Source organism: Parvibaculum sp., assembly GCF_030651915.1.
Classification (GTDB): domain Bacteria; phylum Pseudomonadota; class Alphaproteobacteria; order Parvibaculales; family Parvibaculaceae; genus Parvibaculum.
Genome location: NZ_JAUSBV010000002.1, coordinates 160493 through 182718 on the forward strand (window position 1 = coordinate 160493; position 22226 = coordinate 182718).

A 22226-nucleotide genomic window follows, 5' to 3' on the forward strand; every position below is an offset into this window, starting at 1 on the left:
GCGCTAAGGCTTATGGTTAGCGAAAGGTAAAGAGCCCGCGCGCATCAGGCAGCGGCGCCGAGTTTTCCGGCCACTGTTTCACGGTAGGCGAGTGCCTCGGCGATGTGGATTCGGGTGACGCCGTCCGCGCCGTCGAGATCGGCCAGGGTGCGGGCGACGCGCAATACGCGGTGATAGCCGCGCGCGGTCAGGCCCATGCGCTCGGCGGCCTCGACCAGCAGACGCTTGCCGGCATCGTCGGGCGTTGCGATGCGGTCGAGCAGTTCGCCCTCGACATGGGCGTTGAGCAACATGGATTGCGGGCCGACGATTTCGGTGAAGCGGGCATCCTGCGCCTCGCGCGCCGCGGCGACGCGGGCGGCAACCTCGGGCGAGCCTTCGGCCGGCGGCGGCAGCGCCAGATCGGCATGCGCCACGGGTGGCACTTCGATGTGGATGTCGATGCGGTCGAGCATCGGCCCCGACAGTTTCGCCTGATAGTCGCCGATGCAGCGCGGCACGCGCGGACAGGCGCGCGCCGCATCGCCCGCATGGCCGCAACGGCAGGGGTTCATCGCCGCAACCAGCTGGAAGCGGGCCGGGAAGGTCACATGTGCATTGGCGCGGGCGACGACTGCCTCACCTGACTCAAGCGGCTGACGCAAGCTGTCGAGCACCTGGCGCGGGAACTCCGGCAGTTCATCGAGGAACAGGACGCCGCGATGCGCGAGCGAGATTTCACCGGGGCGGACGCGAAGCCCACCGCCGACCAGCGCCGGCATCGAGGCCGAATGATGCGGCGCGCGATAGGGACGGCGGCGGCCGATGCCGGTTTTCAAAAGCTCGCCGGCGAGCGAGGCGACCATCGACACCTCCAGCATCTCGCGCGGCGAAAGCGGCGGCAGAATGCCGGGAAGGCGCGCGGCCAGCATAGACTTGCCGGAGCCGGGCGGGCCGACCATCAACATGTTGTGGCCGCCGGCGGCGGCGACCTCGAGTGCGCGCTTGGCCGATTCCTGTCCTTTGATATCGCGCAGGTCTGGCACGGTCCCCGCTTCGACCGCCTTCATCGGCGCCGGTTCGGAGAGGACCTGACTGCCGCGAAAATGATTGACCAGCGCGATGATCGAGCGCGGCGCCAGCACGCCGCCCGGATTTGCCGCGTCCATGCCGGCCCAAGCGGCTTCGGGCCCGCAGGCTTCGGGGCAGATCAGGCCCTTGCCGCGGGCATTGGCGGCAATCGCCGCCGGCAGCGCGCCGGCGACCGGATTGATGGTGCCGTCCAATGACAATTCGCCGATGGCGACGAAACGCTCGAGCTCCTGCGCCGGCAGCACGCCCATGACGACCAGCAGGCCGAGCGCGATGGGGAGATCGTAATGGCTACCTTCCTTTGGCAGATCGGCGGGGGCGAGATTGACCGTGATGCGCTTGGCCGGCAGGCCGAGACCGATCGCATGGAGGGCGGCGCGCACGCGCTCGCGGCTTTCGGCAACCGCCTTGTCGCCGAGGCCGACGACCGCAAAACCGATGACACCACCGGCGATATGGACCTGCACATCAACCGGACGCGCCTCGACGCCCTGAAAGGCCACCGTCTCGATATGCGCGACCATGATGCCCGCCCTGTCCGGTTATGGGGAAAGGCTAGCGCAATGGTGAATTACGTCAAGAACGAAATGGGAACAAAAGACGACGCCCCTGCCCGGTCCTGCGCCTTGCGGCAGCGCGCGCAGTGTCAGGCGGCGTCGACCGCCGCCGCCAGCATCCCCGCGACCGCCTTTGCGACCTCGGTAAGCTGCGGATTGCCGATGGCACCCATCGAGGCGACAGGGTCAATAGCCGCCACCTCGACTCGCGACGCGTCCGCCTGCCGCAAGATGACGTTGCAGGGAAGCATGGTGCCGATCTTGTTTTCGAGCGCGAGCGCCCGGTCCGCCATCGCGGGATTGCAGGCTCCGAGAATGCGATAGGGCGCCATGTCCTTGCCCAGCTTTTTCTTCATCGTCGCGGCGACGTCGATGTCGGTGAGGATGCCGAAGCCCTGAGCGGCAAGCGCCGTCGTCACGCGCTCCACAGCGGCATCGAACGCACATTCGATGGTCCGTGCGTGATAATAGGTCATCGTCTGCTCTTTCTGGCCCGGAAAATTGCGAGCCTACATGCAACCCATGACCGGCAGGAGACGGTCGGCCTTCAGTTTCTGCTCCGCTGACAGCGTGCCATAAAGTGCTTCGGTCGCGGGCTTCAGGGCTTCCAGAGCCGCAAGGCGGGACTTCATCATCTCAATATGGAAATCGAGCCTTCCGGAGGGCGTCGCGTCCTGCTGCCCGGACGCCTCGCGCATCCTCCGGTGCATCGACACCATGACACCCGCGTTCGACTGCAGCGCGTCGGCATAATCGTTCCAAACCGCCTGCTGATCGTCGGTAATGCCGAGCTCGGCCTTGAGGAAGGCGACACGGCCATCCGCATAGGTCTCGATATCGCCGTCGCCCGACCAGCCGCCCATCATCATGCCGCAGCCGCCACCCATCATACCCATGCCAGGGCCCGTCATCCCGGTGCCCCAGCCGCTTCCGCCCATCATGCCGCCCTGGCCCATCATCATGCCGGGGCCCTGCCCCTGCCCGCCTTTATCGGCCATCTGCGCCGCGGCGGGTCCGCCCATGAGAGCGATGCCGAAGAGAGCGACACAAATCATGCTGCTCGGTTTCATCGTCATTCCTTCCCGGTTGAGATTTCGGTTACTCGCGATCAGACGAACAGGGATCGTCGATGGCTGCATTGCGCTCGATCAAATTCCGTCGAAAGCCCGGTCCGGGCGGACTTCCACAGTCGACTTCAGGGGGGCGTCGCGAAGTTGAAGCGGAGCCTGCGCTCGTTGGCGAAGAGGTCGAGACCGCGCGGACCGACCGAGGCGATGCGGCTGGCGAAAGGGATGACCGGCACCAGGCTCGTTGAGCGCCTAGGCACCAAAATGTGCAGTGCGGCGAAGGGCAACCGGTCGGGCTGCGGCTATTTCTTCGACCGCGCCGCCTCGGCCGCGTCCATCACGCGCATCAGGTTTTCGCCCCAGAGCTTGCCGATTTGCTCTTCGGTGTAGCCGCGGCGGACCAGCTCGGCCGTCACGTTGAGGGTTTCGCCGGCATGGGACCAGCCTTCGATGCCGCCGCCGCCCTGAAAATCCGACGAGATGCCGACATGGTCGATGCCGACCAGTTTCACCGCATGGTCGATGTGATCGGCAAGCGTCGCCACGGTGGCGCGCGGCCATTTGGCGTCAAGCGCCGCGACGCTGTCGGCGAATTTGCGCTTCGTCTCGTCGCTGGCGCCAAAAAAGGCATCGAGCGAGATCATCCCAAGCGAGGCCGCCAGTTCGCGCCGCGCCTTCAGCTTTTCCTCCGGCACCTCATGCAGATAGGCGTCGAAGGCGACGATCTGGATGACGCCGCCCCTGGCCGCCAGCGCCTTGATTTCTTCATCCGTCATGTTGCGCGGATGGGGATGGAGGGCGTGAACCGAGGAATGCGAGGCGATGACCGGTGCCCGCGACAGCTCGATCGCTTCGAGCGCGGCGGCTTTCGAGGCGTGGCTGACATCGACCATCAGGCCGAGATCGTTGGCGCGGGCAATGAGGGTGCGGCCGAAATCCGACAGGCCGCCATGCTCGCCGCCTTCCTCGTTGGCGCGGTCAGTGAATTTTTCCTGCGGCAGGGCGCTGTCGGCAATATCGTTGTGGCCGTTGTGAACAAGGCCCAGATAGCGCGCGCCCAGCGCATAGTAAGTGTCGAGCAATTCGGGCGACCGGCCGATCACATAGCCGTTCTCGATGCCGATCAGCGCCACCCGCTTGCCTTCGCCGTGCAGGCGGCGGATATCGGCGGCGGAGCGGGCAAGGCCGATTTCGTCCGGGTAGAGATTATCGGTCATGCGGCGGATGGCGGCGAATTTCGCGAAGGCCTCGGAGGCGGCCTGCGCATAACCCGCATCGTCGCGTGCGCCCTGCCCCGCATAGACGACAAAGAAGACCGCGTCGAGACCGCCCTCGCGCATGCGCGGCAGATCGACCTGAACGGGCCAGGTCCCCGTCTTGCCGGGATCGTACATCTCCGTGCCGAAGCTTGTCGGGATGTCGACATGGGTGTCGATCGTGATGACGCTTGCATGAATGCGCGCCGCCGTTTCTGCCAGTGTCGGCGGCGGCGCATCGGGGATGAAGACCGGGCGCAGCGTCCAGATGGCGCCGACGACCAGCGCCAGACCGGCGGCCAGAATGGCGTAACGCGTCCATTTCATGTGTGCCCTGCCCGGCATGCTCACGCCTCCCCTTTCACGCGCCGCGACGCGCCTCGATCGCATCCCAGACAAGACCCGCCAGATTGGCATTGTCGAAGCGGTCGATTTCCTGAATGCCGGTCGGCGAGGTGACGTTGATCTCGGTCAACCAGTCGCCGATCACATCGATGCCGACGAAGATCAATCCGCGCGCCTTCAGTTCCGGTCCGATCGTCTCGCAGATTTCGCGTTCGCGCGCCGTCAGCGACCATTTTTCAGGCCGGCCGCCGACATGCATGTTGGAGCGCGATTCGCCTTCGGCCGGAACACGATTGATCGCGCCGACCGGTTCACCGTCGACCAGGATGATGCGCTTGTCGCCCTGACGGACTTCGGGGAGATATTTCTGCACGATCACCGGCTCGCGGTTCATCTGACCGAAAATCTCGAGCAGCGAATTGAGGTTCTCGTCGCCCTCGCGGATGCGGAAGACGCCGATGCCGCCATTGCCGAACAGCGGCTTGACGATGATGTCGCCGAATTCGCGGCGGAAGGCGCGAATCTCTTCCGGATCGCGGCTGATCAGGGTCGGCGGAAGCAAGCCCTTGAAGCGCACTGCAAAAAGCTTTTCGGGCGCATTGCGCACTTCGGCCGGATTGTTCACCACCAGCGTTTTCGGGTGCACGGTTTCGAGAATATGGGTCGCCGTGATGTAGCTCATGTCGAAAGGCGGGTCCTGGCGCATCAGCACGACATCGAGATCGGCGAGAAAGGTCTTTTCGAGGCTGCCCAGGGTCGAATGATTGCCGACCTCGCGGCGCAGCGTCATCGGCCGCATGCGCGCATAGGCGCGGCCGTCACGCATCGAGAGATCCTTGGGCTCGTAATAGAAAAGCCTGTGGCCGCGGCGCTGCGCCTCCAGCCCCAGTGCAAAGGTCGAATCGGCGTTGATGTTGATCTGGTGGACCGGATCCATCTGGATGGCGACGGCAAGGCTCATGCTGTTCTCTCACGTTCGTTCACGCGCGGGCCAAGCCCGCGCGGTCTCGGGCATTCACGCGCGGACCTGGCCCGCGCGGTCTTGGACACTCACGCGCTGACCTGGCCCGCGCGGGCTCGGGGAAAGATGGGGGGAGAACCCCCGCTTTGCGAGAAAAAAATCAGTTGAGGCGCGTCTTGAGGCGGCGCAACGCCTCTTCCGCCATGACGGCAATGCGGGCCTCGCCGAGGTCGGCGGCCATGTCGCGGCAGGCCTCGAAGGCATGGGCGGCGGCGCCCATATGCCCCGCATGGACCTCGAGCCGCCCGAGTTCGAAGCGCAGACCCGCCCGCTGCGGCGCCAGCCAGATCATGCGCCGCACGATCTCGCGGGCGCGGGCGAAGTCGCCGGCCTTGATGGCGCGGCTCAGAATGTTGTTTTCAAGCCGGAGCAGGATGTCGCGCGGGCCGACCGGCTCGCAGGCCTCGGGCGTCAGCCGCGCATCGGGGCCCTCGACGCCGCGCAGCAGCGTCAGCAAGTCGGCGGCGGTCAGCGCGCGGCCGCCATTGAAAGGGTCGAGCACCGCCGCCTCGCCCGCACCGCGCAGCCTGAGCACAAAATGACCCGGAAAGTTCAAACCGATCAGATCGAGGCCCAGTTTCGCGCCGACATGAAGATAGAGAATGCCGAGCGTGACCGGCAGGCCTTTGCGGCGGTCGATCACATCGGCAAGATTGGCGTTGCGCGGATCGTCATAGGTCCTGGTGTCGCCGAGATAATGAAATCGGCCGGCGACAACGCCGGCCAGCGCGCCTGCGACAATGCCGGCCGGCGCTTCTTTCGCGGCGCCCGACAGCACCTCGTCCGTCGCCGCGGCCAATTCGTCAAGATGGGCGAGATAGGGATCGGGTTCGAACTCCGGCCGGTCGAGCGCCGCCAGCGTCAGCGCCAGCCGCGCCAGATCGAGTTCGTCGTCGGGCATGACGCCCGCGCGCTGCAATTCGCTTTCCATGTCTCGCATCGTCCCGTCCATGCGGCGATCATGGCGCGGGACGGGCGGGCGATGCAAGTGCGCTCGATGCAGGTCCGCTCAGGACTTCCTGATCTCGACATAGGAGACGACATTCTTCACGCCCGACACGTCGCGCGCATGGGCGATGACGCGATCGAGTTCAGCGCGGTCAAGTGCCGTCCCCATCAGATAGACGATGCCGTGCACCGTCTCGATCGAGTAATTGATGCTGCTGATGCTCCGGTCGCCGGTCAGCCGGGCGCGCAGCTTGGTCGTGATCGTCGCGTCGCTCATCGCCTGCGCGAAACCGGCACTCCCGCCGACCTTCAACTCGTTGATGACCTCCCTGACGCCGCCGATGGTCCAGACAAGACGCGTCACCGTCACGCGGTCCTCGGCCTTCGGTACCGTGCCGGACAGAAGCACGCGGCCATTGCGGACCTGGGTCGCGACGCCCTTGTAGAGATTGCTGTCTTCGGCCAACAGCTTGCGATTGATCTCAAAGGAGATCTGGTTGTCGTCGACGGCCTGTTCGAGGCCGCGGTCCTGCGAGGCCCCGACGGCGGCCGCGCCGCCCGCGCCCACGACCAGCGGCACGCAGCCGCCAAGGCCGAAAACAACCAGGATCAACGCCGCCAAAGACATTCGCATACCGAAACCTCCAGACAAGGAACCCCCGTGCTCCGGCACGAAATGAGCCGAGTGCTGCGGCAAGATTATGGCCGCCAGGCGTCTTCCAGGTGACGGGGGAAACGGCGCGGGGCGACCAGCACCACATCGAAACGAAGATCGAGACCGGCAAGACCGGGCCGCATGGCCAGCAAATGGTCGGCGGCGCGCGCCAGGCGCTGCTGCTGACGCGGAAGCAATGCCTCCACGGCACGCTCGCCGGCCCTGTCGGGCCTGGCGCTTGCCTTGACCTCGACAATAACCAGCGCCCTGCCGCGGCGCGCGACCATGTCGATTTCGCCGGCACGTGTTTTCAGGCGACGGGCCAGAATGCGATAGCCTTTGAGGCGGAGCCAGAAAGCGGCCAGCGTTTCGGCGCGAAGGCCGCGGCGATGGGCGGCGCGGCCACGCGCGGCATCGCCCTTTCTCATCCCGCCCTCAATCTTTCGCATCCGCTATTTCCAGCGCCCGGGCATAGATCTCGCGGCGCGGCAGGCCCGTCATCGACACGACTTCGGCAACCGCGTCCTTGAGGCTTTCGCGGCGCAGCGCGTTTTCGAGCATCGCGTCGATTTCATGCGCACAAAGCGCCGCGCGCTTTTCGGGCGGCCCGACCACGATGACGATTTCGCCCCTGGGCGGTCCGGACGCGGCATAATGCGCGGCCAGATCGGCGAGCGGGCCACGCCGCACCTCCTCGAATTTCTTCGTCAGTTCGCGCGCCACCGCCGCCTCGCGCGGACCCAGTGTCTCGACCATGTCGGCCAGCGAGGCAGCCAGACGATTGGCGCTTTCGAGAAAGACCAGCGTCGCCGGGATGGCGGCAAGCTCGGCCAGTTCCTTGCGCCGCGCTTCCTGCCTTGCGGCCGGAAAGCCCGCGAAAAAGAAGCGGTCGGTCGGCAGGCCCGCCAGCGTCAGAGCCGCCAGAACCGACGAGGCGCCGGGAAGCGTCGTCACGGCGTGACCGGCCGCGATCGCCTCGCGTACCAGCTTCAGGCCCGGATCGGAGACGAGCGGCGTGCCGGCATCCGAGACCAGGGCGATGGCTTCGCCGGCCTCGAGCCGTTTCAGGATGCGCGGACGCATCTCGGCCGCGTTGTGGTCGTGATAGGGCGCGGTGCGGGCCTCGATATGGTGAATGGCGAAAAGCTTGGCTGTCACGCGCGTGTCCTCGCACAAGACCAGATCGGCGCGCGTCAGCACATCGAGGGCACGCAAACTGATGTCGCCGGCATTGCCGATCGGCGTCGCCGTCACATAAAGGCCCGGCGCGAGCCGGAGTTTTGCGGGTTTTTCGTTCATCGCGGGCGACCTTGCGCCCGGAAGGCACTTTTTGGCAAGACGGTGCAGGGCCGCGCGGACCGGACCGGTTTACTTGGCCGGTCGCGAACAGTACCCTTCGCCGACACGGCATATCGATGTTCGTTCAAGGAAACTTCCGGTGACAGACGCCCGCTCCTCCTCTGCCGGCCTTCGGGCGACGGTTGTTTTCTGTCTCGGCCTCCTGCTGGCCGGTTGCAACGGCCTGGGCCCACGTCCGGCGCCGCCGCCGGTGGTCGCGCCGCCGCCCGTCGTGCAGGTGCAGCCGCCGCCGCGCGTCGAGACGCCGCCGATGCGCGACCCCGCCCGCTTCTACACGCCCGCTTATATGGCCGGCGAGAGGCCGGTCCGGGTGGCGCTGCTGCTGCCCTTCAATTCGTCGCGCGACAATGTGCGGACGCTTTCCAACGCCATCTACAATGCTGCGCAACTGGCGCTGTTCGAATTCGACAACCAGCAGGTGTTGTTGATCCCCAAGGCGACAGGGGGCACTGCCGGTGGCGCGCAGCGCGCCGCGCAGGAAGCGCTGAATGCCGGCGCCGATCTCATTCTCGGGCCGCTCTTTGCCGAGGAAGTCACCGCCATCGCGCCGCTGGCCGCGGGCGCCGGCGTGCCGGTCGTCGCTTTTTCCTCCGACAGCGCGGTCGCCGGCAACGGCGTCTATCTGCTGTCCTTCCCGTTGCATGAAGACATCAACCGGATCGTCGAATTTGCAACACTGCAGGGCATACAGTCCTTCGGCGCTTTTTATCCGCAAGGTAGCTATGGCGAGCGGGCGCGGGCCGAGTTCGAGCGCGCCGTCGGCGCGCGCGCCGGACGGATCGTCGCCAGCGCCAGTTATCCGGCAAGCTCGGACGGCATGTATGAGCCCGCGCGGCGCATCGCGGCGAGCTATGGCGGCGGAAACTTCCAGGCGCTGTTCCTGCCCGAAGGCGGCGCACAGCTCAAAACCATTTCACCCTTGCTTCCTTACTACGATCTCGATCCGCGCAAGGTGAAGTTTCTCGGTACCGGGCTCTGGGACGACCCGTCGCTGGCGCTCGAACCGCCGCTTCATGGCGCCTGGTTCCCGGCGCCGCCGCCCGAAGGGCACGCGCAGTTCCTGACCCGCTACAAGCGCGCCTATGGCAGCACGACGCCGCCGCGCATCGCCAGTCTCGGCTATGACGCGGCGAGCCTTGCGGTGGCGCTGGCGACGCGCCCCGAAAGCGGCCGCTTTTCCGCAGCAGCACTGACCGATCCCGACGGCTTTGCCGGCGTCGACGGTATTTTCCGTTTCATGGCGGACGGGCGCACCGAACGCGGCCTCGCCGTGATGGAAGTGCGCGCCGGCGGCGCGGTGGTCGTCGATCCGGCACCGACAAGTTTCCGGCCACGGGTCTTCTGAACCTTACACCAGCAAGCGCGCCAGCAGCGCATCGAGGACGAGGCGGCCTTGCGACGTGGCGCGGATGCGGCCCTCTTCTTGGATCAGCAATCCGTCGGCGACGAGGCTCTCGATGCGCGCCTTTGCAAGCGCGCGGCCGGTCAGCTTTTCGTAACGCGCAAGCGCCACGCCATCCTCGAGACGCAGGCCCATCAGCATCATCTCGTCGCCCTGCTCCGCCGGCGAAATTTCTTCCGACGCTTCGAGGCCGTGCCCGAGGCGCTCGACCGCCTCAATCCATTGGCCCGGCGCACGCATTGTACGGGTTGCGAGATGCGCCTCCCCTGCCCTGACGCGGCCATGGGCGCCGGGGCCGACGCCGGCATAGTCGCCGTAGCGCCAATAGACCAGATTGTGACGGCACTCGGCGCCGGGCCTTGCATAGTTCGAAACTTCGTAAGGCGACATTCCCGCCTCGGCGCAGATTTCGCCGGTCAACTCGTACAGCGCCGCCGCGTCTTCTTCGGCCGGCAATATGAAGGCGCCCTTCTCGTGGAGACGCGCAAAGGCCGTATCGGGTTCGATGGTCAGCTGGTAGAGCGAGAGATGATCGGCGGCATGCGCCAGCGCGGCGCGCAGTTCCTTTTCCCAGGCGGCGCGCGTCTGGCCGGGCCGCGCATAGATGAGATCGAAGGAGAGGCGCGGGAATGTGTTGCGCGCCAGCGCGATGGCGCGGAGTGCCTCGTCGGCGGTGTGCAGGCGGCCCAGAAATTTAAGCTGTGCGTCGTCGAGCGACTGGACGCCGAGCGAGAGGCGGTTGACGCCCGCTGCCCGGTAGCCACGAAAGCGCGCCGCCTCGACACTGGTGGGATTGGCTTCGAGCGTCACCTCGACATCGTCATCGACCGGCCAGAGGGCATGGATCCGCTGGAGCACCGCCTCAACGGTTGCAACCTCCATCAGCGAGGGCGTGCCACCGCCGAAGAAGATCGAGCGCACGCGGCGGGGGCCCGTCAGCCCGCGCATATGTTCAAGCTCGCGGACAAGCGCCGCCGCCCAGCGCGTCTGATCGACCGCCGCGACGACATGGGAATTGAAGTCGCAATAGGGACATTTCGACTGGCAGAAGGGCCAGTGCACATAAATGCCGAAGCCGGGCGCGCGCGGGTCGTCCGTTAACGGATCAATTTTTGTCGAAGCAGGCATCGACGAGCCGGCGGAAGGCGTGAGCCCTGTGTGAGAGGCCATGTTTTTTCTCCGGCTCCATTTCGCCGAAGGTGATGTCGTGGCCTTCGGCCACGAAAATCGGATCGTAACCGAAACCCTTTTCGCCGCGTGGCGGCCAGACGAGTTCGCCGTCCACCCTGCCCTCGAAATATTCGACATGACCATCGGGCCAGGCCAGTGCCAGGCCGCAGATGAAATGCGCGCGCGTGTCGGGCGGGCCGGCCTCGACCATGCCGCGACGCAGTTTTTCCATCGCGAAATCGAAATCCTTTGTCGGACCGGCCCAGCGCGCCGAATGAATGCCCGGCGCACCCGACAAGGCTTCGACGCAAAGACCGGAATCGTCGGCAAGCGCCGGCAGGTTGGCGGCGCGGGCGGCGGCCAGCGCCTTCAGCTCGGCATTTTCGCGAAATGTGGCGCCCGTCTCTTCGGGTTCGGCAAGGCCGAGTTCGGCGGCCGACACGGTTTCGATGCCGAACGGCGCCAGCAGATCGCCGATCTCGCGTACCTTGCCCGGATTGTGGCTGGCGACGACGAGACGGCCGCCGGCGAATTTGCGCGTCATCCCGCGACCGCCGCTTTCTGCCGGATCACGAGATCGGCGATGGCGGATTTCGCGAGACCGAGAAGCTTGGAGAGCTCGTCTTCGCTGAAAGGTTCGCCTTCAGCGGTGCCCTGCACTTCGCAAATGCCGCCCTTGCCGGTGATGACGAAATTCGCGTCGGTGCCGGCGTCGGAATCCTCGGCATAGTCGAGATCGACGACCGGCTGGCCCTTGTAGATGCCGCAGGAAATCGCCGCCACATGATCCTTCAGCACAGGGCCGGAGAGCATCGAGCGGGCGCGCATCCATTCGATGCACTGATGAAGGGCCACCCAGGCGCCGGTGATCGAGGCGGTGCGGGTGCCGCCATCGGCCTGCAACACATCGCAGTCGATCGAAATCTGACGCTCGCCGAGCGCCCGGAGATCGACGATCGTGCGCAGCGAACGGCCGATCAGGCGCTGGATCTCCTGCGTGCGGCCCGACTGCTTGCCGGTTGCCGCCTCGCGCCGCATCCGTTCATGGGTCGAGCGCGGCAGCATGCCGTATTCGGCCGTCACCCAACCCTTGCCGCCGCCCTTCAGAAAGGGCGGCACACGTTCCTCGAGGCTCGCAGTGCACAGGACATGCGTATCGCCGAAGCGGACGAGGCAGGAGCCCTCGGCGTGTTTGGCGACGCCGGGCTCAAAGAAGACCTGACGCATTTCGTGGGGCTGACGGCCGGAGGGGCGCATTGTCGGGGTTCCGATCTTTGTCTCGAATGATTTGCAGGCGGGTTTGGGGGTCTTAGTACCTTGGCGGCGGCCATGCGTAAAGGAAGGGCCGCCGCGAATTGACGCGGGCCCCGGCGCTACCTAGATTTGTCGCATCTTTCATACACTTACGGATGAGGACAGGGACAGCGCATGGTGGCCGTCAAGGATCTCAACGAGCGCTCGCGCGAGATCCTGCGTCGCGTGGTCGAGAGCTATCTCGAAACCGGCGAGCCGGTCGGTTCGCGCATCCTGTCCAGGCAGCTCCCGATCTCGCTGTCGGCGGCCTCGATCCGCAATGTGATGTCGGATCTCGAGGCGCTGGGGCTGATCTTTTCGCCCCATACCAGCGCCGGCCGCCTGCCGACCGAGGCGGGCCTGCGGATGTTCGTCGACGGACTCCTCGAAATCGGCGATCTCAGCGATGACGAGCGCAAGTCGATCGAGCGGCAGGTGGCCGGCTCGCACAAGAATGTCGAGGATGTGCTGGACGAGGCGTCGAAGATGCTCTCCGGCCTCAGCCATGCGGCCGGCTTCGTCGTCGCGCCAACCTATGACGCGGCGCTGAAACATCTCGAATTCGTGCCGATCGACGGCGAGCGCGCGCTGGTCGTCATCGTCACCGAAGGCGGCGCGGTCGAGAACCGCGTTATCGAAATTCCCAAAGGGCTGACGCCCTCGGCGCTGGCGGAAGCCACCAATTATCTCAACGCGCAATTGCGCGGCAAGACACTGGACGAGGCCAAGACACATCTGGCGCGCGACATGGAAACGCGAAAGGCCGAGCTCAACGAGCTGACAGCCAAGGTGATCGAGGCGGGGCTGGCGACCTGGTCGGGTGCAGGTGGCGGCGATCCGCTCGGCAAATCGCTGATCGTGCGCGGGCGCTCGCGGCTCCTTGAAGATGTGCATGCGATGGAGGATCTCGAACGCATCCGTCTGCTTTTCGACGATCTGGAGAACAAGCGCGATCTGGTGCAGCTGCTGGGTCTTGCCGAGCAGGCCGACGGGGTGCGCATTTTCATCGGTTCGGAAAACAAACTCTTCTCGCTTTCGGGCTCGTCGCTGATCGTCAGTCCCTATATGGACGCCCAGCAACATGTGGTGGGCGTGCTTGGCGTGATCGGGCCGACGCGGCTCAATTATGCGCGCGTGATCCCGATGGTCGATTACACCGCCAAGCTGGTCGGCCGGCTGATCAACTGAGGCCGGCGAGAGCAGGCCGGGTTGACATATTGGCCCCCGGCGCGCACATGCACTCGCCGGAAGTCCCGACAAACCTGACATGGACGCAAACGGAAGCCCCATGAGCGACGAAAACAGCAAACCCGACACCGGAACGCCCGAAACGGCCGCAAAGCTGGCTGAATCGCTGGCGGCCGAGCCCGCCCGGCAGGGCGAGGCGGCCGACGCCGCCGAGACCGGCGCCGATGTGGCGGCGCTCGAAACCGAGATCGCCGAACTCAAGGACCGGCTGCTCCGGGTCGCGGCCGAAATGGAAAACGCCCGCAAGCGCGCCGAGCGCGACCGGGCCGATGCGACGCGTTATGCGGCCGCCAATTTTGCCCGCGACATGCTGCAGGTTGCCGACAATCTGCGCCGTGCGATCGGCACCCTCAAGGATGACGAGCGCGAAGGTGCTGCCGAGAGCGTCAAGGCGATGGTCGAGGGTGTCGAGATGACCGAGCGGCAATTGCTGTCGATTTTCGAACGCCACGGCATCCGCGAAATCACGCCGCAGGCCGGCGAGCGCTTCGACCCGAACCTGCATGAGGCGATGTTCGAGGTGCCGGGCTCGGGTCATCCGGCCGGCACGGTCGTTCATGTGCTCGAAGGTGGTTACATGATCGGCGAGCGTCTCTTGCGCGCGGCGCGGGTCGGCGTCGCCAAGGCCGAAGGCGCCGAAAAAGGCGCCAATGTCGACACGACGGCCTGAAAAAGCGAAGCTCCATCCTCATCGCATGCCTTGAAACCGGCGATGCGCGAGTCCATAGTCATAACGCTGTTATAGACTGGACAGGGGAGGAGACGGATCATGCTCGAACTTTGGGCGGCGGCAGCTTTTTTTCTGGGAATTCATTTGATCGTCGCAGGCTCCGGCTTGCGCGGCAAGATCGTCGGCGCGATCGGCGAGAAGCCCTATCTCGGACTTTTCGCACTGGCCTCGCTCGGCGGCATCGTCTGGCTGGTGATGGCCTATAATGCGGCGGGGACCGGCGCCAATCCGCTTTACTGGGCGCCGCCGCTCTGGGCCATGCATCTGTCGCCGCTCGTCATTCTCATCGCGGCCTTCTTCGCCGTTGTCGGGATCACGACGCCGAACCCGACCGCCGTCGGCGCCGAGGCGCTGGCGGCAGATCCGGAAACGGTCAAGGGCATGCTGCGGATCACGCGGCACCCCTTTCTCTGGGGCGTCGCGATCTGGGCCGGCTGGCATGTGCTCGTTAATGGCGATCAGGCGGCGATCATCTTCTTCGGTACCTTCGCGCTCCTGGCCCTACTCGGCACTTTCTCCATTGACGACAAGCGTGAGCGGAAAATGGGCGAGGGCTGGCGCGGCTTCGCCTCGAAGACCTCCAACCCGCCTTTTCTCGCCATTGTCGCCGGGCGCAACAGCCTGAAGCTCGGCGAACTTGGCTGGTGGCGAATCCTCGCCGCACTGATCGTCTTTGGCGCCTTGTTTTACGGGCATATCTGGCTTTTCGGCGTGTCGCCGGTGCCGGGTTGGTATCCGTATTGAGGAAACTCATGCCGGCTTCGTCACACGCCTCAGCGTCAGGTTGATGCGGCCGCCGCCGGGGATCAGGCGCGAGGAACCGAAAATCACACGGTCGACGCCGTGAAAGCGCAGGCGCGACGAGCCGCCCATCACCAGCACGTCGCCGGATGAGAGTCTGAAGCTTTTCGATTTGTCGCCACGGGCGAATCCGCCGACGCGGAAAACGCAGGTGTCGCCCAGCGAGAGCGAGACGACGGGCGCATCGAGCGCTGCTTCGTCCTCGTCGCGGTGAAGGCCCATGCGCGCCTTCGGCTGCTCGTAGAGATTGACCAGACAGCATTCGGGCGAGGCCGGATAGGCCGCGACATCGTCCCAAAGCGCCAGTAGTGCCGCCGGTATGGCCGGCCAGGGGGCGCTGTTAACCTCATCCCTTGACGCATAGCCGTAGCCCTCCGGCCGCGAGACCCAACCGAGAGGCCCGAAATTCATCTGCCGGATCGACCAGGGCTTGCCGGTGCGCGGCATTTGCGGGCGATAGGGCGGGGCGCGCTCCAGGGCCCGCGCAAGCTCGGCGGCGAGCGCCCTTTGCGCCACCTCATCCAGATGGCGCGGATAGAGCGCCAGGCCCTCAAATCCCGTATCGACCGGCTTCATGGGGTCAGTCTAGATGGGGCCCGTCCTGCTGCAAAATCCGGCCTCGATTTTTGACACCTATAGTGCCATATTATCTGCCGCCGGGTGGTGGATGCCCGGCATCAAGCAGGGCGGAAGGGGTGCGCTATGATCAGAATTATCGGGATTGCGCTGATGGCGGCGATGCTGTCGGGCTGCGCGGCGGTGGCCATTCAGGGCGCCTCGCGCGCCAAGGACAATGCGGTGATCGTCGGCAACGAGGATGCGGCGGCAGCCGGCGATGTTGCGGCGCAAATGAAAATGGGCGACGCGCATTGCTGCACCATCGCCGGGTCGGCCGGTGTTCTCAACAACCAGAAGGCGACCGAATGGTATTGCAAGGCGGCGCGCCAGGGCGATCCGCGCGCCAAATACGAACTCGGCCGCATTTATTCGGGCGATCTGGTGCGCGGCATGAACGCGCCGGCCAAACTCGGCGCGCTGGTGACGACACAGCGCGAGAACAAGCCGCTGGCACTGATGTGGTTCAATCTCGCGGCCGAGGCCGGCTATGGCGACGCGGCCGAGGAGGCCACGGATCTCAGCGGCGACATGACGGCGGTCGAGCGGCTGCAGGCCAGTGTCCGGCAGCAAGACTGGCGGGCGCAAGCCTGCGAATGGAACGCGGTCTATCCGGACAATCAGCTCTAGCGTCCGGCCCAGACGCCACGAGAGACGGACGGCGGCGGGGTACGCGCCGTCCGTCGCCTTTCCCGCACCGAAGTGAAGCCGGGCTCCGGGTCTCGAAAGAGAACCCGCTCCTGCGGGGTCTGGCCGGCCTCTGAGTCCCAAAAGCCTCGCTTCCTGTGGCCATATTGCCGCATCAACGCTTGCGGGGCGTGAAACCCAAACCTATATACAGCGCAACCGTTTCAACCCCCCGGACCCCGGGGGCTTTGAGGGCCCGCCTCAGGGGAGCCCTTATTGCCCGCCGGGACGGACAACCCCTATTCAGGGGGCCGGTTTCGACCGGGAGCGCCCGCACGGGCGCGTCCTGGAACCCGCGGGCGCCAAATGCGGCCCGCCCGGCCCGCCGCAATGTGAGGACAACGAGAATGGCTAAAGTTATCGGTATCGACCTCGGCACGACGAATTCCTGTGTCGCCGTGATGGAAGGCAAGACCGCCAAGGTGATCGAAAACGCCGAAGGCGCCCGCACCACGCCCTCCATGGTCGCCTTTACCGCCGATGGCGAGCGTCTGGTCGGCCAATCGGCCAAACGCCAAGCCGTCACCAACCCCTCCAACACCCTCTTTGCCATCAAGCGCCTGATCGGCCGCTCCTATGACGACCCCACCACCCAGAAGGACAAGGGCATGGTGCCCTACGACATCGTCAAGGCGCCGAACGGCGACGCCTGGGTGGAAGCGCATGGCGAGAAATATTCGCCCTCGCAAATCTCGGCCTTCATCCTGCAAAAAATGAAAGAGACGGCCGAAAGCTATCTCGGCGAAAAAGTCGAGAAGGCCGTCATCACCGTTCCGGCCTATTTCAACGACGCTCAGCGCCAGGCAACGAAAGACGCCGGCAAGATCGCGGGCCTCGAAGTGTTGCGGATCATCAACGAGCCGACGGCGGCCGCCCTCGCTTACGGTCTCGACAAGAAGGACGGCGAGCTGATTGCCGTTTACGACCTTGGCGGCGGCACGTTCGACGTGTCGATCCTCGAAATCGGCGACGGCGTCTTTGAAGTGAAGTCGACCAATGGCGACACCTTCCTCGGCGGCGAAGATTTCGACATGCGGCTCGTCAATTATCTCGCCGACGAATTCAAGAAAGAGAACGGCATCGATCTGCGCGGCGACAAGCTGGCGCTGCAGCGTCTGAAGGAAGCGGCCGAGAAAGCCAAGATCGAGCTTTCTTCCGCGACGCAGACCGAAGTCAACCTGCCCTTCATTACGGCCGATGCGTCGGGTCCGAAGCATCTCACCATGAAACTCACGCGCGCCAAGCTCGAAGCTCTGGTGGAAGATCTCATCCAGCGCACCATCGACCCTTGCAAGGCGGCGCTGAAAGATGCCGGCATCACGGCCGGTCAGATCAACGAGATCGTGCTGGTCGGCGGCCAGTCGCGCATGCCGAAAATCCGCGAAGCCGTGAAACAGTTCTTCGGCAAAGAGCCGAACATGAGCGTCAACCCGGATGAAGTGGTTGCCATGGGCGCCGCGATCCAGGCCGGTGTGTTGCAGGGCGATGTGAAAGACGTGCTGCTGCTCGATGTGACACCGCTGTCGCTTGGCATCGAAACGCTGGGCGGCGTGTTCACCCGTCTCATCGAACGCAACACGACGATCCCGACCAAGAAAGCACAGACCTTCTCGACGGCGGAAGACAACCAGTCGGCGGTGACAATCCGCGTCTTCCAGGGCGAGCGTGAAATGGCCGCCAACAACAAGCTGCTCGGCCAGTTCGATCTTGTCGGTCTTCCGTCCGCACCGCGCGGTGTGCCGCAGATCGAAGTCGCCTTCGATATCGATGCCAATGGCATCGTCAATGTGTCGGCGAAAGACAAGGCAACCAACAAGGAACAGACCATCCGCATCGAAGCATCGGGCGGGCTTTCCGAGGCCGATATCGAGAAGATGGTCAAGGACGCCGAGGCGCATGCCGAGGAAGACAAGAAGCGGCGCGAGGAAGCGGAAACCCGCAACCATGGCGAGGCCCTTGCCAATTCGACCGAAAAGATGCTGTCCGAGAACGCCGACAAGGTGCCGGCCGATGTGAAGGCCGAAGTCGAGGCAGCACTCGAAGCACTGAAGGCGGCGCTGACTGGCGGCGATACGGCCGATATCAAAGTGAAGACCGAGGCGCTGACGCAAGTGTCGATGAAGCTCGGCGAAGCGCTTTACAAGGCCGCGCAGGCCGAGGCGCAGTCGGACGAAGCCGCGGGCGGCGATGCCGATGGCCGCGACGAGAATGTCGTCGATGCCGACTTCGAAGAAGTCGACGACGACAAGAAAGACCAGGACAAGTCCGCCTGATCCGGGGCCTCGAGATGACGCCCGTTTCCCTCACACAAAATGCCCGGCGGGTGCGCGTCAGCGCGCCCGCAGCGGCCGCTCTTTGCCTAGGGTGACCTTCGATGTCGAAGCGTGATTTTTACGACGTCCTCGGGGTCGGCCGCGATGCGGGCGCCGATGAGCTCAAAAAAGCCTATCGCAATCTCGCCAAGAAATATCACCCCGACCAGAATCAGGGCGACAAGGAAGCCGAACAGCGCTTCAAGGAACTCAACGAAGCCTATGATGCGCTGAAGGACGAGCAGAGCCGCGCCGCCTATGATCAGTTCGGTCATGCCGCCTTCGATGGCGGCATGGGCGGCATGGGCGGCGCGCGGGGCGGCGGATTTGCCGGCGGCGCGTCAATGTCCGACATATTCGACGACCTGTTCGGCGAATTCATGGGCGGGCGGCGCGGCCAACGCAATGATGGCGGCCGCGCGCGCGGTCACGACCTGCGCTATAATATGGAGATCGACCTCGAGGAAGCCTTCGAGGGCAAGAAGGCACAAGTTCGCGTGCCGGGCTCCGTTGCCTGCGAAACCTGCAAAGGTTCGGGCGCGGCGCCAGGGTCGAGCCCGGTCACCTGCGCGACCTGCCAGGGTCATGGCAAGGTGCGCGCCTCCCAGGGCTTCTTCACCATCGAACGAACCTGCCCAACCTGCCACGGGCGCGGACAGACCATCGACAAGCCCTGCACCGCCTGTCACGGGCAGGGACGCGTCGAGAAGGAGCGCACGCTCTCGGTCAACATTCCGGCCGGCGTCGAGGACGGGACGCGCATCCGGCTTGCCGGCGAGGGCGAAGCCGGCATGCGGGGCGGGCCGGCGGGCGACCTCTACATCTTCCTTTCGGTCCGGCCGCACCGGCTTTTCGAACGCGATGGCGCCGATCTCTTTTGCCGCGTGCCGATTTCGATGGCGACCGCGGCGCTGGGCGGCGAGATCGAAGTGCCGACGCTGGGCGGCAAGCGGGTGAAGGTGAAAGTGCCGGAAGGCGCGCAAACCGGCCGCCAGTTCCGGCTCAAGGGCAAAGGCATGCCGGTCGTCAATTCGCGCGAGACGGGCGACCTCTATATCCAGATCACGGTCGAAACGCCGGTCAACCTGACCAAAAAGCAGAAAGAGCTGCTGAGGGAGTTCGAGACCTCCTCATCCGACAGCAACAATCCGGAAAGCTCGGGCTTCTTCGCCCGGGTCAAGGAATTCTGGGACGGTTTCCAAAACTGAGTGAATCGGTGTGCCCGACTTTGCGCTATTCTGAAAAGGCCGCTTGAACGACTCAGGGGGCCTTTTTTGCGGGCGGGTTCCGGATGCAAAATTACGTTCTTCCGGTTGTGCTGCTGATCGCCTCCAACCTCTTCATGACGGTTGCCTGGTACTGGCACCTCAAATTCAAGCATCTGCCGATCGCGACCGTCGTGATGGTGAGTTGGGGAATCGCGCTGATCGAATACACGCTCGCCGTGCCGGCCAACCGCATCGGTTATGGCGTCTACACGGCACATCAGCTCAAGACCCTGCAGGAAGTCATCACGCTGACGGTTTTCGTCGGCTTTTCGGCCTTCTATCTGGGCCAAGGGCCGACATGGAACACGCTGATCGGCTTTTCGTTGATCGCGCTCGGCGCTTATTTCGTCTTCCGGGGCTGATTGGGGACTGCTATACCGCCCCAAACGCTGGGAGCCACCGACATGGCGGATGACATCAAGATCGCGGTGACGGGCGCGGGCGGCCGGATGGGCCGGACGCTGATCGCGCTCATCCACGAGACGGCGGGGCTGACGCTGGCCGGCGGCATCGAGGCCGAAGGCTCGGCCCATCTCGGCGCCGATCTCGGCATGCTGGCGGGCCTTGCACCGCTCGGCCTCGCGGCAACCGACGATGCCCTCAACGTCATCAAGACGGCCGATGCGCTGATCGATTTCTCGGTGCCGGCCGCAAGCGTCGAATTTGCGGCGCTGACCGCACAGGCGCGGATCGTCCATGTGATCGGCACGACGGGCTTCACCGAGGCCGACGAGGCCCGGATTTCGGCAGCGGCGCGTCATGCCACCATCGTCAAGGCCGGCAATATGAGCCTCGGGGTCAATCTTCTGGCGGCGCTGGTGCGGCAGGCGGCGCGCGCGCTCGATGCGGCATGGGATATCGAGATCGTCGAAATGCATCACCGCCACAAGGTCGATGCACCGTCCGGCACGGCTTTGCTGCTTGGACAGGCGGCGGCCGATGGGCGTGGCGTCGCGCTCAATGAAAATTCGGAGCGTGGACGCGACGGCCAGACCGGCGCGCGCCGCGAAGGCGCCATCGGCTTTGCGAGTTTGCGCGGCGGTTCGGTTGTCGGCGACCATCAGGTGATCTTTGCCGGCGCGCAGGAGCGCATCGTGCTTGGGCATGTTGCCGAGGACCGCGGCATCTTCGCCCGCGGGGCGCTGAAGGCCGCAGCGTGGGGGCAGGGCAGGGGGCCCGGCCTGTTCAATATGGCCGATGTGCTCGGTATCGAATAATTCGTCTACAGACAAATTCTGGAGTCAACCTTGTCGAACCTGCTTGTGCTTGTCCGCCACGGACAAAGCGAATGGAACAAGAAGAACCTCTTCACCGGCTGGCGCGATCCGGGCCTGACCGAACAGGGCGTTGCGGAGGCGCGCGAAGCCGGGCAGGCAATGAAGACGCGCGGGCTCGTTTTCGACGTCGCCTTCACCTCGGCGCTGTCGCGCGCGCAGGAGACCAACCGCCTCATGCTTGAGGAGCTCGGACAGGCGGACATCGAGATCGTCAGGGACCAGGCGCTCAACGAGCGCGACTATGGCGACCTGTCGGGCCTCAACAAGGACGATGCGCGCGAGAAATGGGGCGAGGAACAGGTTCATATCTGGCGGCGTTCCTACGACGTGCCGCCGCCCGGCGGCGAAAGCCTGAAGATGACGGCCGAACGCGTTCTGCCTTACTACGAGAGAGAAATCCTGCCGCGCGTCCTGAACGGCGAGCGGGTGCTTGTCGCCGCGCATGGCAACAGCTTGCGGGCGCTGGTGATGCTGCTCGACAAGCTCAGCCAGGACGAGGTGCTGGCGCTCAACATCGCCACCGGCGCGCCGATCGTCTATCAGCTCGACGGCAAGGGCAATGTGCTGAAGAAGGAAATGCTGATCGAGCGCGACGCTCACTGACGCTCAGGCGTGGTGACCGGCCTTCAGCGACGCCAGCGCCACCTCAAGGGCGCGCGCAAAATCCTTGCGCTCGGGCGGCGACAGAAAAGAGGCGACTTCCAAGGCTCGCCCATGGCTCAGGAGATGGAGCTCGGTCGACTTGTCGGGATTCACCTTGAGCGACAGGCGTACCCAGTAAGGTTGGAAGCTGAAAGCGCGGGCGCGGCCTTTTGCGTCGACCTGGCGAACGCGCAACTCGCTCTGCGACATCTGCACCGTTTCATGGGCGCGGGCGGCGCGGTAGTTCGCCCGGAACGCCCACCAGACCAACGCCACTTCGAGACCACAAAAACCCAGAACCGGCCAGGCGCCTTTCGCCATGAAGACCGCACCGGCCGTGAAGTTGACCGCCGCGATGACGCCCATGACGATCAGGAAGCCCTTGCGCGAGAGCGAACGATGCGGCGTCAGCAGCGCGTCGAAGTGAAGCGGCGCGGCCAGAGGCTCGGCGCTCGCGGCGGGAAATGAGGCAGCGGCAACGGTCATGGGCAGATGCTAGATT

At 65.0% G+C, this 22226-nt stretch carries 24 protein-coding genes; 10 read left to right on the plus strand and 14 right to left on the minus strand.

Annotation, left to right across the window (positions count from 1 at the left end):
- Nucleotides 1-44: 44 nt before the first annotated feature.
- From Q7V31_RS01185 to rsmI, 9 genes are all read right to left on the minus strand, one after another.
- A complete protein-coding gene (locus Q7V31_RS01185; protein ID WP_304731918.1) occupies nt 45-1595 on the minus strand; it encodes a YifB family Mg chelatase-like AAA ATPase in 1551 nt (516 codons plus the stop codon).
- A gap of 122 nt (nt 1596-1717) precedes the next feature.
- A complete protein-coding gene (locus tag Q7V31_RS01190; protein WP_304731920.1) occupies nt 1718-2104 on the minus strand; it encodes a DUF302 domain-containing protein in 387 nt (128 codons plus the stop codon).
- Between the two features lie 33 nt (nt 2105-2137).
- On the minus strand, nt 2138-2698 hold the full coding sequence (locus Q7V31_RS01195) for a Spy/CpxP family protein refolding chaperone (RefSeq protein WP_304731922.1): 561 nt from the start codon (nt 2696-2698) through the stop codon (nt 2138-2140).
- Between the two features lie 299 nt (nt 2699-2997).
- The gene (locus tag Q7V31_RS01200) at nt 2998-4296 is read right to left on the minus strand and encodes a dipeptidase (RefSeq protein WP_304731923.1); all 1299 of its coding nucleotides are present in this window, start codon (nt 4294-4296) and stop codon (nt 2998-3000) included.
- A gap of 16 nt (nt 4297-4312) precedes the next feature.
- Nucleotides 4313-5257, minus strand: a complete 945-nt coding sequence (gene gshB / locus Q7V31_RS01205; RefSeq protein WP_304731925.1) for a glutathione synthase — start codon at nt 5255-5257, stop codon at nt 4313-4315.
- A 160-nt stretch (nt 5258-5417) separates the two neighbouring features.
- Nucleotides 5418-6257: a SirB1 family protein gene (locus Q7V31_RS01210; RefSeq protein ID WP_304731926.1), complete on the minus strand. Its 840-nt coding sequence runs from the start codon at nt 6255-6257 to the stop codon at nt 5418-5420.
- Nucleotides 6258-6326: 69 nt separating this feature from the next.
- Entirely contained in the window at nt 6327-6899 is a 573-nt protein-coding gene (locus Q7V31_RS01215; protein ID WP_304731927.1) for a BON domain-containing protein, read from the minus strand.
- A 65-nt stretch (nt 6900-6964) separates the two neighbouring features.
- Entirely contained in the window at nt 6965-7369 is a 405-nt protein-coding gene (locus Q7V31_RS01220; RefSeq protein WP_304731929.1) for a YraN family protein, read from the minus strand.
- Nucleotides 7356-8219, minus strand: a complete 864-nt coding sequence (gene rsmI / locus Q7V31_RS01225) for a 16S rRNA (cytidine(1402)-2'-O)-methyltransferase (RefSeq protein WP_304731930.1) — start codon at nt 8217-8219, stop codon at nt 7356-7358. The genes Q7V31_RS01220 and rsmI overlap by 14 nt, the downstream gene beginning before the upstream one ends.
- A 139-nt stretch (nt 8220-8358) precedes the next feature.
- Between rsmI and Q7V31_RS01230 the strand changes: the two genes are divergently transcribed.
- Entirely contained in the window at nt 8359-9624 is a 1266-nt protein-coding gene (locus tag Q7V31_RS01230) for a penicillin-binding protein activator (RefSeq protein WP_304731932.1), read from the plus strand.
- Nucleotides 9625-9627: 3 nt separating this feature from the next.
- Here Q7V31_RS01230 and hemW read toward each other — a convergent pair whose 3' ends face one another.
- Genes hemW through rph form a run of 3 tightly spaced genes read right to left on the minus strand, consistent with a single transcriptional unit; the run spans nt 9628 to nt 12108 of the window.
- Nucleotides 9628-10809, minus strand: coding sequence for a radical SAM family heme chaperone HemW (hemW, locus tag Q7V31_RS01235; RefSeq protein WP_304732496.1), 1182 nt, complete (start codon nt 10807-10809; stop codon nt 9628-9630).
- The gene (gene rdgB, locus Q7V31_RS01240) at nt 10787-11395 is read right to left on the minus strand and encodes an RdgB/HAM1 family non-canonical purine NTP pyrophosphatase (RefSeq protein ID WP_304731934.1); all 609 of its coding nucleotides are present in this window, start codon (nt 11393-11395) and stop codon (nt 10787-10789) included. Before rdgB ends, hemW begins: the two co-directional genes overlap by 23 nt.
- Nucleotides 11392-12108 (minus strand): ribonuclease PH, encoded by a 717-nt coding sequence (rph, locus tag Q7V31_RS01245; RefSeq protein ID WP_304731936.1) that lies wholly within the window; start codon nt 12106-12108, stop codon nt 11392-11394. The genes rdgB and rph overlap by 4 nt, the downstream gene beginning before the upstream one ends.
- A 171-nt stretch (nt 12109-12279) precedes the next feature.
- On the opposite strand from rph, the gene hrcA reads away from it, so the two are divergent.
- From hrcA to Q7V31_RS01260, 3 genes are all read left to right on the plus strand, one after another.
- Nucleotides 12280-13332, plus strand: a complete 1053-nt coding sequence (gene hrcA, locus Q7V31_RS01250) for a heat-inducible transcriptional repressor HrcA (RefSeq protein ID WP_304731937.1) — start codon at nt 12280-12282, stop codon at nt 13330-13332.
- Nucleotides 13333-13432: 100 nt separating this feature from the next.
- On the plus strand, nt 13433-14062 hold the full coding sequence (grpE, locus tag Q7V31_RS01255) for a nucleotide exchange factor GrpE (RefSeq protein ID WP_304731938.1): 630 nt from the start codon (nt 13433-13435) through the stop codon (nt 14060-14062).
- Nucleotides 14063-14161: 99 nt separating this feature from the next.
- Nucleotides 14162-14866, plus strand: a complete 705-nt coding sequence (locus Q7V31_RS01260) for an NnrU family protein (RefSeq protein ID WP_304731939.1) — start codon at nt 14162-14164, stop codon at nt 14864-14866.
- Between the two features lie 6 nt (nt 14867-14872).
- Here the strand turns inward: Q7V31_RS01260 and Q7V31_RS01265 are convergent, their stop codons facing one another.
- Nucleotides 14873-15499: an alpha-ketoglutarate-dependent dioxygenase AlkB gene (locus Q7V31_RS01265; protein ID WP_304731941.1), complete on the minus strand. Its 627-nt coding sequence runs from the start codon at nt 15497-15499 to the stop codon at nt 14873-14875.
- A 126-nt stretch (nt 15500-15625) separates the two neighbouring features.
- Between Q7V31_RS01265 and Q7V31_RS01270 the strand changes: the two genes are divergently transcribed.
- The 6 genes from Q7V31_RS01270 (at nt 15626) to Q7V31_RS01295 (ending at nt 21685) form a co-directional block, all read left to right on the plus strand.
- A complete protein-coding gene (locus Q7V31_RS01270; RefSeq protein WP_304731943.1) occupies nt 15626-16168 on the plus strand; it encodes a hypothetical protein in 543 nt (180 codons plus the stop codon).
- A 404-nt stretch (nt 16169-16572) separates the two neighbouring features.
- On the plus strand, nt 16573-18498 hold the full coding sequence (dnaK, locus tag Q7V31_RS01275) for a molecular chaperone DnaK (protein ID WP_304731945.1): 1926 nt from the start codon (nt 16573-16575) through the stop codon (nt 18496-18498).
- A 101-nt stretch (nt 18499-18599) separates the two neighbouring features.
- Complete coding sequence (gene dnaJ / locus Q7V31_RS01280) at nt 18600-19745, plus strand: molecular chaperone DnaJ (protein WP_304731946.1); 1146 nt, start codon at nt 18600-18602, stop codon at nt 19743-19745.
- An 83-nt stretch (nt 19746-19828) separates the two neighbouring features.
- Complete coding sequence (locus Q7V31_RS01285; protein ID WP_304731947.1) at nt 19829-20167, plus strand: DMT family protein; 339 nt, start codon at nt 19829-19831, stop codon at nt 20165-20167.
- A gap of 42 nt (nt 20168-20209) precedes the next feature.
- Nucleotides 20210-21022 carry a 4-hydroxy-tetrahydrodipicolinate reductase gene (dapB, locus tag Q7V31_RS01290; RefSeq protein ID WP_304731948.1) on the plus strand — a complete coding sequence of 271 codons (813 nt, stop codon included), beginning with the start codon at nt 20210-20212 and terminating at the stop codon, nt 21020-21022.
- 30 nt (nt 21023-21052) lie between these two features.
- Nucleotides 21053-21685, plus strand: coding sequence for a 2,3-bisphosphoglycerate-dependent phosphoglycerate mutase (locus Q7V31_RS01295; protein ID WP_304731949.1), 633 nt, complete (start codon nt 21053-21055; stop codon nt 21683-21685).
- A 3-nt stretch (nt 21686-21688) separates the two neighbouring features.
- Here the strand turns inward: Q7V31_RS01295 and Q7V31_RS01300 are convergent, their stop codons facing one another.
- Nucleotides 21689-22210 carry a DUF2244 domain-containing protein gene (locus Q7V31_RS01300; RefSeq protein WP_304731951.1) on the minus strand — a complete coding sequence of 174 codons (522 nt, stop codon included), beginning with the start codon at nt 22208-22210 and terminating at the stop codon, nt 21689-21691.
- Between the last annotated feature and the right edge of the window lie 16 nt (nt 22211-22226).